This window comes from Micropruina sp., assembly GCF_027492755.1.
Classification (GTDB): domain Bacteria; phylum Actinomycetota; class Actinomycetes; order Propionibacteriales; family Propionibacteriaceae; genus Micropruina.
Genome location: NZ_JAPUED010000044.1, coordinates 13,250 through 24,497 on the forward strand (window position 1 = coordinate 13,250; position 11,248 = coordinate 24,497).

Annotated in this window: 12 protein-coding genes; 6 read left to right on the plus strand and 6 right to left on the minus strand. The window is 69.0% G+C overall.

The features are described 5' to 3' along the window. Positions 1 to 102: 102 nt before the first annotated feature. The 3 genes from ndk to Q0066_RS02825 are packed head-to-tail and all read right to left on the minus strand — an operon-like array spanning position 103 to position 2,219. Positions 103 to 513, minus strand: coding sequence for a nucleoside-diphosphate kinase (gene ndk / locus Q0066_RS02815; RefSeq protein WP_298129844.1), 411 nt, complete (start codon positions 511 to 513; stop codon positions 103 to 105). Positions 514 to 546: 33 nt separating this feature from the next. Further along, positions 547 to 891 (minus strand): DUF4233 domain-containing protein, encoded by a 345-nt coding sequence (locus Q0066_RS02820; RefSeq protein WP_298129846.1) that lies wholly within the window; start codon positions 889 to 891, stop codon positions 547 to 549. Continuing rightward, complete coding sequence (locus tag Q0066_RS02825) at positions 888 to 2,219, minus strand: folylpolyglutamate synthase/dihydrofolate synthase family protein (RefSeq protein WP_298129848.1); 1,332 nt, start codon at positions 2,217 to 2,219, stop codon at positions 888 to 890. The genes Q0066_RS02820 and Q0066_RS02825 overlap by 4 nt, the downstream gene beginning before the upstream one ends. Before the next feature lie 93 nt (positions 2,220 to 2,312). Here Q0066_RS02825 and Q0066_RS02830 point away from each other — a divergent pair, with 93 nt between their 5' ends. The 5 genes from Q0066_RS02830 (at position 2,313) to Q0066_RS02850 (ending at position 6,860) form a co-directional block, all read left to right on the plus strand. Beyond that, positions 2,313 to 2,834: a DoxX family protein gene (locus Q0066_RS02830; RefSeq protein WP_298129849.1), complete on the plus strand. Its 522-nt coding sequence runs from the start codon at positions 2,313 to 2,315 to the stop codon at positions 2,832 to 2,834. Next, the gene (locus Q0066_RS02835; RefSeq protein ID WP_298129852.1) at positions 2,831 to 3,607 is read left to right on the plus strand and encodes a thioredoxin domain-containing protein; all 777 of its coding nucleotides are present in this window, start codon (positions 2,831 to 2,833) and stop codon (positions 3,605 to 3,607) included. The genes Q0066_RS02830 and Q0066_RS02835 overlap by 4 nt, the downstream gene beginning before the upstream one ends. After that, complete coding sequence (locus Q0066_RS02840; RefSeq protein ID WP_298129854.1) at positions 3,600 to 3,734, plus strand: hypothetical protein; 135 nt, start codon at positions 3,600 to 3,602, stop codon at positions 3,732 to 3,734. The genes Q0066_RS02835 and Q0066_RS02840 overlap by 8 nt, the downstream gene beginning before the upstream one ends. A 76-nt stretch (positions 3,735 to 3,810) precedes the next feature. Next, entirely contained in the window at positions 3,811 to 6,402 is a 2,592-nt protein-coding gene (gene valS / locus Q0066_RS02845; RefSeq protein ID WP_298129857.1) for a valine--tRNA ligase, read from the plus strand. Then, positions 6,399 to 6,860 (plus strand): septum formation family protein, encoded by a 462-nt coding sequence (locus tag Q0066_RS02850; protein ID WP_298129858.1) that lies wholly within the window; start codon positions 6,399 to 6,401, stop codon positions 6,858 to 6,860. Before valS ends, Q0066_RS02850 begins: the two co-directional genes overlap by 4 nt. A 64-nt stretch (positions 6,861 to 6,924) precedes the next feature. On the opposite strand, the gene ptsP is transcribed toward Q0066_RS02850, so the two are convergent. Together ptsP and Q0066_RS02860 are read right to left on the minus strand one after the other, a co-directional pair. Further along, positions 6,925 to 8,613 carry a phosphoenolpyruvate--protein phosphotransferase gene (gene ptsP / locus Q0066_RS02855; protein ID WP_298129860.1) on the minus strand — a complete coding sequence of 563 codons (1,689 nt, stop codon included), beginning with the start codon at positions 8,611 to 8,613 and terminating at the stop codon, positions 6,925 to 6,927. Next, positions 8,610 to 8,879 (minus strand): HPr family phosphocarrier protein, encoded by a 270-nt coding sequence (locus Q0066_RS02860; RefSeq protein WP_298129862.1) that lies wholly within the window; start codon positions 8,877 to 8,879, stop codon positions 8,610 to 8,612. Before Q0066_RS02860 ends, ptsP begins: the two co-directional genes overlap by 4 nt. A gap of 282 nt (positions 8,880 to 9,161) precedes the next feature. Here Q0066_RS02860 and Q0066_RS02865 point away from each other — a divergent pair, with 282 nt between their 5' ends. Continuing rightward, positions 9,162 to 9,917 carry a LuxR C-terminal-related transcriptional regulator gene (locus tag Q0066_RS02865; RefSeq protein WP_298129864.1) on the plus strand — a complete coding sequence of 252 codons (756 nt, stop codon included), beginning with the start codon at positions 9,162 to 9,164 and terminating at the stop codon, positions 9,915 to 9,917. 30 nt (positions 9,918 to 9,947) lie between these two features. Here Q0066_RS02865 and clpX read toward each other — a convergent pair whose 3' ends face one another. After that, complete coding sequence (gene clpX / locus Q0066_RS02870) at positions 9,948 to 11,243, minus strand: ATP-dependent Clp protease ATP-binding subunit ClpX (RefSeq protein WP_298129867.1); 1,296 nt, start codon at positions 11,241 to 11,243, stop codon at positions 9,948 to 9,950. Positions 11,244 to 11,248: the final 5 nt, after the last annotated feature.

The window sequence follows — 11,248 nt, forward strand, 5'->3', positions numbered from 1 at the left end:
GCTGCCAGCCGGCCGCCGGCGGTTGCCCGGACGACGGGCCGGCACCCGACGACTGCGGCCACTGCTGACCGTCTCCGGAGCCGGGCCCAGGAGTGGGCTGGGTCATGTCAGGCCCGGGAACCACAGCGCGATCTCTCGGGCCGACGATTCCGGCGAGTCGGAGGCGTGCACCAGGTTCTCGCGGTTCGACAGCGAGTAGTCGCCGCGCACCGAGCCGGGGGCCGCCCGGCGTCCGTCGGTGGCGCCGTTCAGCGTCCGGACGGCGTCGATCGCGCCGTCCCCTTCGAGAACCAGGGCGATCAGCGGTCCGGAGGTGATGAAGTCACGCAGCGGCGGATACCAGGGCTGTTCCCGATGCTCGGCGTAATGCTGGTCGGCCAGTTCCGCATCGACCACCCGCTGGTCGAGTGCGACGATCCGCAGCCCCTTGGCCTCGTACCGGGACAGCACCGCACCGGCCAGGCCGCGGCGCACCGCGTCCGGCTTGATGATCACGAAGGTCCGCTCGCTCATGAGCGCTCACCCTAGCCGGAAATCCGGACGGCCTCAGCCCGCCGTCCGGGCAGCCTCCAGACGGCGTCCGAGGACGAAGCTGATCACGAACAGCAACGCGAACATGGCGCCCACCGCGAACATCATCGCCACTGCGAAACCGAGCGCGATGCAGGCCACCTGGGCGGCCCAGGCCAGCACCCAGCCGAACGGACGCCGCAGCGTGCCGGACGCCGCCAGGCACAGCACCAGAGCCGTGCCGCCGAGCCCGAAGGCGAGGCCGACCGAGGCGTCCGCGACCTGGATCATGCCGGGGATCGCCAGCCCGCAACAGATCGCCTCGAAGAGCAGGATCGTCATCAGCACCCGGTTCATCGGGTTGGTCGGCACCAGCTTCATCGGTCCTCCTCGCGCAACAGCAGAGCGCGGGCCTGCCCGGCGGCGATCACCGAGCCGGCGATCAGCACACCGGCGCCCGCGCCGGCCTCGTCGGCCAGCGCCACCGCGGTCTCGATCGCGTCCGCCATCGTCGGCGCGACCCGGACCCGCTCCTCGCCGAAGACCTCCGCGGCCCGCTCGCCCAGCTGGTCGGGCGTCAACGCCCGGTTGGTGCCGGCCACCGTGGTGCAGACGATGGTGGTCATCTCTTCGTCGAAGATCTCGAGCAGGCCGGTGACGTCCTTGTCGGCCATCGCGGCGACCACCCCGATCAGCGGTGAGAAGGCGAACGCCTCGGTGAGCGCGGCCAGGGTGGCGCGGGCCCCGTGCGGGTTGTGGCAGGTGTCCAGCACCACCGTCGGTGAGCGGCGGACGACTTCGAGCCGGGCCGGCGCGACCACCTCGGCCAAGCCCTCGGCGATGATGTCGGGAGCCAGCGGCTTGCCGCCGAGGAACGCCTCGACCGCGGCGACCGCCAACGCCGCGTTGCGGGCCATGTGGGCACCGAACAGCGGCAGCAGCAGGTCGCCGACCGGGCCGCCGGCGGTGTCCAGCCGCAGCATCTGCCCTCCGACGGCCGGCGTCCGCTCCAGCACGCCGAACTCGACGCCCTCCAGGTAGACCTTGGCACCCACCTCGGCGCAGCGCTGGATCAGTACCGCGGCCGCCTCGGGTTCCTGACCGGCCAGCACGACCTGCGTGCCGGGCTTGATGATGCCGGCCTTCTCGGTGGCGATCTCGGTGAGCGTGTCGCCGAGCAGATGGGTGTGGTCGTAGTCGACCGGACAGATCACCGCGACCTGGGCGTCCATCACATTGGTGGCGTCGGTGACGCCACCGAGCCCGACCTCGACCACGGCGACGTCGACCGGCGCCTCGGCGAACGCCTCGTAGGCCAGCGCGGTGATCACTTCGAAGAAGGTCATCGGCACGCCGTCGATCGCCTGGGCGTCGACCATGTCGATCAGCGGCTGAGTGTGGGTGACCAGTTCGTCGAAGGCGTCCGCGCTCATCGGCTCGCCGTCGATGGCGATGCGTTCGGTGACGTCGATCAGGTGCGGGCTGGTGAACCGGCCGGTGCGCAGCCCGAGCGCCCGCAACAGGGCGTCGATCATGATCGCGGTGCTGCCCTTGCCGTTGGTGCCGGCGATCTGGATGACCGGGTAGGCCCGTTGCGGCGATCCCAGCAGCTCGCACAGCGCTTCGACCCGCGCCGTCCCGGGTGCGATCCGGTGTTCGGGCCAGCGGGAGATCAGGCGCTGGACGATCTCGTGGTGTGTCTCGGGCATGGTGGGGCCAGCCTAGTGCCGCCGACCACGGCGCCCCACGTCCCTCACCGCGTGCAAAATAGTTGACCGTTTGACGGAGGCTATACTCACGCCATGCCGCACACCTTCGCCGGACGCCGCTGGGTGCGGTGGACGACCTTCCTGGCGCGGCAGATCCTGGGCTGGACGCTCATCGTGGCCGGTGCGCTGAAACTGCCCTGGCCGGAGTCGTCGGTGCAAGCCGTCCGGGCCTATCAGCTGTTGCCCTTCGACCTCACCCGTCCGGTCGGCTACGCGCTGCCGGTGATCGAGGTGGTGATCGGCCTGCTGCTGGTCATCGGCCTGTTCACCAGAATCGCCGCCTGGCTGGGCGTTGCCGTGATGGCCGCCTTCGTCATCGGCATCGCCTGGGTCTGGGCCCACGGCCTCTCCATCGACTGCGGTTGTTTCGGCGGCGGCGGTGAGGTCGAGAACGGCATGGCCCAATATCCCTGGGACATCGCCCGCGACGTCGGCCTGATGGCCTGCGGCGTCTGGGCGGGCCTGTTCCCGCGTTCCCCGTTGTCGACCGACACTCGGCTGTTCGGCGACCCCATCGACATCCCCACCGAAGAACTCGAGGAGTCCACAGCATGAGCGAAAGTCGTCGCGAAGCACTGCGCCGCAAGCAGCAGGCGCAGGCGAGAGCGAAGCGGACGCAACGCATCGTGATCGTCGGCGCGATCGTGCTGGCCGTCGTGGTCCTGGGCGTCTTCGGCACCATCTTCATCAGTCAGCTGAACAAGGGCGGCGGCAGCCCCAGCGGTTCCTCGGCGATCCCGCCGAACGCCACCGCCGATCGCAGCGGCATCATCGTCAATCCCGGCAAGGCGACCCAGGGTGCGCCCACCGTGGAACTCTTCTTCGACTACCAGTGCCCGATCTGCAAGCAGTTCGAGGGCGCTTTCGGCCCGACCCTGAGCAACATGGCCGACAAGGGCGAGATCAACCTCGTCTACCGCACGCTGACCTTCATGGACGGCAACCTGCGCAACGACTCGTCGACCAAGGCCGGTATCGCGGCGGCGTGTGCCGACAACGCCGGCGCCTACTCCGCCTATCACAACGCCGTCTTCGCCGGACAGCCGGCTTCCGAGGGGCAGGGCTACACCACCCAGCAGCTGCGGGTCGACTTCCCCGCCACCGCCGGCATCACCGGCGACGCGCTGAGCGCCTTCCAGGCCTGTTACGACAGCCGCGCCACGGCGTCCTTCGTGGACGGCACCAACGAGGCGGGCGCCAAGGCCGGGGTCACCTCGACCCCGACGCTGCGGGTCAACGGCACCACGATCGACAACGCCACGATCTCCAAGGCGGGCACCCCGGAGGCCTTCCGCCAGCTGGTCCTGTCGACCAAGGGCAATGGCTGACGCCCGATCCGGACGCCGCCCCGCCACCGGGCGCGGAGCACTGAGCCGCGGCCGCGCCCAGCTGATGGTGGTGGCCGGAGCGGCCGTCGGGGCGGCGCTCGCGATCCTGGCGATGATCTGGTTCTGATCGTCTGCCGCCGGTGGCCTGCTCTCGGGCGGCGCCGATTGGTAGCGGTAGCGCAGGCTTTCGTAAGATGCAGCCCATGACCGCGACTCCTCGTTCGACCGTGCCCGCTGCCAGCCCGCAACCGGGTCAGGTCGTAGCGGTGCCGGATCGTCCGGCGCTGGAGGGCCTGGAGGCCAAGTGGGCCGAGAAGTGGGCCCAGGACGGCACCTACACCTTCGTCCGGCCGGACTCGCGGGAGCAGGTCTTCTCGATCGACACTCCCCCGCCGACGGTGTCCGGTTCGCTGCACGTCGGGCACGTGTTCAGCTACACCCACACCGACCTGGTGGCCCGCTACCAGCGGATGCAGGGCAAGCACGTCTTCTACCCGATGGGCTGGGACGACAACGGCCTGCCCACCGAGCGCCGGGTGCAGAACTTCTACGGCGTCCGCTGCGACCCGTCGATCCCGTACGACCCGGACTTCACCCCGCCGGCCAAGCCGGACCCGAAGCGGCAGGTGCCGATCAGCCGGATGAACTTCATCGAGCTGTGCCATCAGCTGACCCAGGTCGATGAGCAGGCGTTCGAGAACCTGTGGCGGACGCTGGGGCTGAGCGTGGACTGGGACAACCACCTCTACGCGACCATCTCGTCGGAGTCGATCCGGGTCTCGCAGCGCGCCTTCCTGCGCAACTGCGCTCGCGGTGAGGCCTACCTGGCCGAAGCCCCGACGGTGTGGGACGTCACCTTCCAGACCGCGGTCGCCCAAGCGGAGCAGGAGGCCCGGGACTATCCGGGTCACTACCACCGGGTGGCCTTCCACCGCCCGGACGGCGAGAAGGTGTTCATCGAGACCACCCGTCCCGAGCTGCTGCCGAGCGTGTGTGCGCTGATCGCCCATCCCGACGACAAGCGCTACCAGCACCTGTTCGGCACCACGGTCACCTCGCCGGTGTTCGGTGTCGAGATCCCGGTGCTGGCCCATCACGCCGCCGAGCCCGACAAGGGCGCGGGCATCGCGATGTGCTGCACCTTCGGCGACGCCACCGACGTGCAGTGGTGGCGCGAGCTGCAGTTGCCGACCCGCACCGTCATCCAGCGCGACGGACGCCTCGCCCGGGAGACCCCCGAGTGGCTGACCGACGCCGCGCCGTACGCCGAGCTCGCCGGCAAGACGCCGTTCTCGGCGCGCGCCGCGATGGTCGAGCTGCTGCGCCAGTCGGGTGACCTGGACGGCGAGCCGACCAAGACCACCCGGAAGGCGAACTTCTACGAGAAGGGCGACAAGCCGCTCGAGATCGTCTCCACCCGGCAGTGGTACATCCGCAACGGCGGCCGCGACGACGAACTCAAGCAGGCGCTGCTGGCCCGCGGCGAGGAGCTGCAGTGGGTGCCCGACCACATGCGGCACCGCTACTCCAACTGGGTGAACGGCCTGAACGGCGATTGGCTGATCAGCCGGCAGCGGTTCTTCGGTGTGCCGTTCCCGGTCTGGTACCCGGTGGACGCCGACGGCGAGCCGGACCACAGCCGTCCGATCTTCGCCTCCGAGGACTCCCTGCCGGTCGACCCGTCCTCGGACGTCCCGCCCGGCTACACCCCGGAGCAGCGCGGCGTGGCCGGCGGTTTCGTCGGCGACCCCGACATCATGGACACCTGGGCCACCTCGTCGCTGACCCCGCAGATCGCCTGCCGCTGGGATTCCGATCCTGAGCTGTGGAAGCTGACCTTCCCGATGGACTTCGCCCCCGAGGCGCACGACATCATCCGCACCTGGGTGTTCAGCCGGGTGGTGCGCGCGCACTTCGAGGAGCACGTGGCGCCGTGGAAGACGGTGGCCATCTCGGGCTTCGTGGTCGACCCCGACCGCAAGAAGATGAGCAAGTCGGTGGGCAACACGATCGTGCCCACCGACATCCTGGAGCGGTTCGGTGCGGACGCCGTCCGCTGGCGCGCCGCGATGGCCCGTCCGGGGATGGACTCCCCGTTCGACGAGACCGGCATGAAGGTCGGACGCCGGCTGGCGATGAAGGTGCTCAACGCGTCCAAATTCGTGCTCGGCATGGGCGACGGCCCGGTGGCTGCCGAGGCCATCACCGAGGCGGTCGACCTGTCCATGCTGGCCGGCCTGCGCCAAGTCGTGGTGCGCGCCACCGACGCCTTCGAGGCGTTCGACTACAGCACCGCGCTGGAGGCCGCCGAGCGGTTCTTCTGGTCGTTCTGCGACGACTACCTGGAGCTGGTCAAAGAACGTGCCTACGGCGCCCAGGGCCCGGACGCCGCGGCGTCCGCCCGTGCGGCACTGCAGCTGGCGCTCAGCATTCAGCTGCGGCTGTTCGCGCCCTTCATGCCGTACGTGACCGAAGAGGTCTGGTCGTGGTGGCAGTCCGGTTCGGTGCACGTCAGCCCGTGGCCGCTCGCCGAGGAGATCCCGGCCGGCGGTGACCCGGCGGTGCTGGCCGACGTCGCCGAGGTGCTGATGGGCATCCGTGGCGTCAAGTCGACGGCGAAGGTCTCGATGAAGACCGAGGCCTCCGCCGCGAAGGTGACCGGCCCGCAGACTGCCCTGGACCGGCTCACCCCGGTGCTCGGCGATCTGCAGGCGGTGGGCCGGATCCTCGGCGCGATCGAGCTGGAAGCCGACGAGGCCCCGTTGCGGGTCGACGTCGCCCTGGTGCTCGGATGAGGCTCCTCCGCGGGCTCGCCGCGCTCGTCTGCGGGCTGATCCTGGTCGGCTGCACGACCGGGGCGCCGCGCAACACGGCCGGGCAGGTGACCGCGACGGCGTCCATCAATCCGTTCCAGATCACCCTCGGCGACTGCACCGGTCCGATGAAGGAGGGCGACATCGAGAGCCTGCAGGTCGTGCCATGCGGTGACAAGCACAACTACGAGGCCTACGCCGTCACCAAGCTGTCGGGAACCACCTTTCCCGGCGAGGCCGAAGTGACCAAGCAGGCCGACAAGTTCTGCACCGCCGAGTTCCGCACCTTCATCGGCCTCGCACCCAAGGACTCCAAGTACGACATGTTCTACCTCTACCCGGTGGAGAGTTCCTGGGCCGCCGGCGACCGCGAGGTGCTTTGCCTCGCGGGCTCCACCAAGGGCGGCGTCACCGGAACCCTCAAGGGCGTCGCCAAGTAGCCGACGAAGAGACGAGGGCCGGCAACCGTGATGGTTGCCGGCCCTCGCCGTGGTGTTTACCTGGTCACATCAGGTCGAGCATGATCGGGTCAGCCATGCTGAGCACGACCTCACGCGCCTCCTTCGGGCCAACGGACGCCCGCGCGGCGGCGGCCATCTGCTGGCATTGGGGCAGGTCATGCAGGGCCAGCGCCGTCCGGACGGCCCGGACCTTGCTCGGCGCCATCGACAGGCTGGCCACACCGAGACCGGCGAGCACCAGCGCCATCAGCGGGTCACCGCCCGACTCACCACAGACACCGACCGGGTGACCGGTCTTGGCGCCGCCGTCGCAGGCGTAGTAGATGATGTCGAGCAGAGCCGGCTGCCAAGGGTTCAGCAGCTCGGCCAGTTCACCCTGCATACGGTCCGCGGCCATCGTGTACTGACCGAGGTCGTTGGTGCCGAGGCTGGCGAAGTCGACCTCGCTGAGCACGTCGAACGAGCGCAGCGCGGCAGCCGGAACCTCGATCATCACGCCGACCCTGGGCAGACCGACGGCGCGCACCTTCTCGGCGAACCAACGGGCCTCCTGCCGGGTGGCGATCATCGGCGCCATCACCCACAGCTGGCCACCGGTGGCCTTGTAGGCGTTGGCGAGAGCCTGCAGCTGGTCGTCGAGCAGATCGGTCCGGACGGCGCCGAGCCGGATGCCCCGGCGTCCGAGCGCCGGATTCTCCTCGTGGCCCAGGTCGGCGAACGCCAGCGGCTTGTCGGCACCGGCATCGAGGGTGCGGACGACGACCTTGCGGTCACCGAAGGCCTCCAGGATCTCGGTGTAGGTCGCGGTCTGCTCCTCCACCGTCGGCGCGGTGTCGCGGTCCAGGAACAGGAACTCGGACCGGAACAGGCCCGAACCCTCGACGTCCTGAGCGGCGGCCTTGCGGGCGTCGTCGGCGGTGCCGATGTTGGCCAGCAGCTGGACCGGGTGTCCGTCCTTGGTCATGCCCTTGCCCGAGCCGGCCGCCAGTGCCTTCTCGCGGCGAGCCTTGCGGTCGGCCAGCGCCTGCTGCTCAGCCTCGCTCGGGTCGACGATGATCTCGCCGACACCACCGTCCAGGGCCACCGTCGTCCCGAAGTCCACATCGAGAATGCCGGACGCCTGCACGATCGCCGGAATGCCCAGCTGGGCAGCCAGGATGGCGGTGTGGCTGGTCGGGCCGCCGGCCGCGGTGATGATGCCCAGGCAGGTATCCACCGACAACGTGGCGGTCTCGGCCGGGGCCAGATCGAGCGCGGCCAGGATGCTGGGCTCGGTCAGGGTCGGGACGCCGGGCTCGGGCTGGCCGAGCAGCCGGGCCACCGTCCGGTCGCGGACGTCACGCAGGTCGGTGACCCGCTCGGCCATGTAACCGCCCAGCGACTCGAACATCGCGCAGTACTCATCGACCGCCGCCGAGACGGCGGTGGTGATGCCCTTGGTGCCGCTCTGCAGCTGGGTGTCGATGGCGCCGGCCAGACCCGGGTCGCCGGCCATCATCGCGCCGGCCTCAAGGATGGGCTTGGCGTGGGCATCGGCGTTGGCGGCCTTCGCCAGATAGCCGTCCGCCACTGCCTTCAGCGTGTCCCGCACCTGGGCGGACGCGGCCGCGGCGTCGGTGACCGCAGCCTCGCCCGCAGGCGGAGACGGCGGAGGGCTGACGATCACCAGCGGACCGACCGCGACACCCGCACTGACTCCGATGCCGCTCAGGGTCGAGTGCAGATCGCTCATTCGGCGTCCAGATCCCGCTCGAGGAGCGCAACCAGCGAATCGAGTGCGGCGTCGGCGCCGTCGCCCTCGGCGGAGAGGGTAACGACCTCGCCGTTCTTGGCACCGAGGGCCATCACGCCGAGAATGCTGCGCGCGTCGACCGGGTTGCCGCCGGCCTTGGCGATGGTCACGGGGAGACCGGTGGCGGTCGCGGCCTGGACGAAGATGGACGCGGGGCGGGCGTGCAGACCGACGGACGAACCGATCGCTACTTCACGGGTGGCCATGGAGAACTCCTTTGTACGTATGGCCCAGAGGACCTGGGTGATGACACGGCAAGGCTATCGGTTACACAAGCCGGTCGCCGTCAATATAGGGCGGTCTGTCGAAGGCCATCAAGGTGAAGCTCCGGCAATGGGCACCGGGCCCGCAGACCGGGGTGAGGCGCTCTTGAGTGGCACTACGAGTTGTGCGAGCGTATTTTCCGACATTGCGAACGCCTCCTGTGTGGTGAACAGGAGGAGCAGTCGATGGTTGATACGTGCTTGATCGACCGAAGGGGAGCGCAGGTGAGGCCGGACGACTCACGGGTACGCACGGCTGATACGGCGGAAGTTCTGCTGGAGATGCTGTGCGACGCCATGCGCGTCCTGAACAGCGGCGGCGCCGCCGACCAGGTGGTGTGCCGGCACCTCGCCCGCGGCCTACGCGCCGACACCGCGGTCACATTCGCGCTGGCCCCCGACAGCCAGGTCCGGACGATCTGCGTGCAGCCCGAACTGCGATCCACCCATGTTCTTGCCGAGGCCCTGTTGGATCGGCTCGACGGCGACGGCCCCGACCTGCGCATCGAGTACACCGAGAGTTTCGGTCACATCGCTTCGCTGTGGATCCGGCCCAGCCATGCCGGCAACGTCGACGAGGCGGGCCACGGGCGGGTGCTGGTCTACGTCCGCTCCGAGCCGTTCGACAGCGACGATCGGCGGCTGCTCGAACGAGCCCGGGATGCTCTGCTCGCGCTGTGGCCGCTCGGAGTTCGAACGGTTCGCGCCCAGCACGCGCGCGAATGGGTGCAGGCGACCGTGGCCGAGGGTCACATGACCGAGCGGGAACTGCAGGTACTCACCTTGTTGGCCGAGGGCCTACTGGCCACCTCTATCGCCGCCCGATTGCAGCTGTCACCCCGCACGGTGCACAAACACCTGGGAAACATCTACCGCAAGCTGGGCGTCCACGACCGACTCGTCGCGGTCAGTCTGGCCAGGCTGCACGGCCTGGTGCAGACGTACCCGTCGAGCCCGAGCAGCCCGGAAATCGACAGCTGAGTTCACCAACCCGTCGCCGTCGTGGGAGGGTCAGGCGCTCTTCTCGCGGCGGTCGCTGCGCGCCACCTGTGCCCGGGAGACCAGCGTCGGGGCGACCCCGTCACGAACCACCTCGTCGGTGACCAGCACGCGCGCCACGTCATCGTCGCTGGGCACGTGGTACATCACGTTGAGCAGGATCTCTTCCAGGATCGAGCGCAGGCCGCGTGCCCCGATGCCCCGCTGCAACGCCATGTCGGCCACCGCGGCGATCGCTTCGTCGGTGAACTGCAGGTCGACGCCGTCCATCTCGAACAGCTTGCGGAACTGCTTGATCAGGGCGTTCTTCGGCTCGACCAGGATGCGCACCAGCGCCTCGGCATCGAGGGAGGCGACCGTCGAGATCATCGGCAGCCGGCCGATGAACTCGGGGATCAGGCCGTAGCGGTGCAGGTCTTCGGGACGCACCTCTTCGAACGGGTTCGCTGAGGCGGGCTTGCGGATCGCGGCGTCGTTGTTGAAACCCAGCGGACGCTTGCCGACGCGGGCGTTGATGATCTCTTCCAGGCCGGCGAAGGCGCCACCGACGATGAACAGGATGTTCGTGGTGTCGATCTGGATGAAGTCCTGATGCGGGTGCTTGCGGCCACCCTGCGGCGGGACGGACGCGGTGGTGCCCTCGAGAATTTTCAGCAGTGCCTGCTGGACGCCCTCACCGGACACGTCGCGGGTGATCGACGGGTTCTCGCTCTTGCGGGCCACCTTGTCGATCTCGTCGATGTAGATGATGCCGGTCTCGGCCTTCTTGACGTCGAAATCGGCGGCCTGGATCAGCTTGAGCAGGATGTTCTCGACGTCTTCGCCGACGTAGCCCGCCTCGGTCAGTGCCGTCGCGTCGGCCATCGCGAACGGCACGTTGAGCATTCGGGCCAGGGTTTGGGCGAGGTAGGTCTTGCCGCAGCCGGTAGGGCCGATCAGCAGGATGTTCGACTTGCCGAGTTCGACCGACTCTTCCTCGGCGGCCCGCCGTCCGGACGGGTTGGCGGCCTGCGCCTGGACGCGCTTGTAGTGGTTGTAGACCGCGACGCTGAGGGCCTTCTTGGCCACGTCCTGGCCGATCACGTAGGAGTCGAGGAAGGAGCAGATCTCGCGCGGCTTGGGCAGGTCGTCGAGCAGCCCGACGTCCGCAGCCTCGGAGAACTCCTCCTCGATGATCTCGTTGCACAGGTCGATGCACTCGTCGCAGATGTACACACCTGGACCAGCGATCAGCTTCTTGACCTGCTTCTGGCTCTTCCCGCAGAACGAGCACTTGAGCAGTTCGGAGGTCTCCCCGATTCGAGCCACGCCGC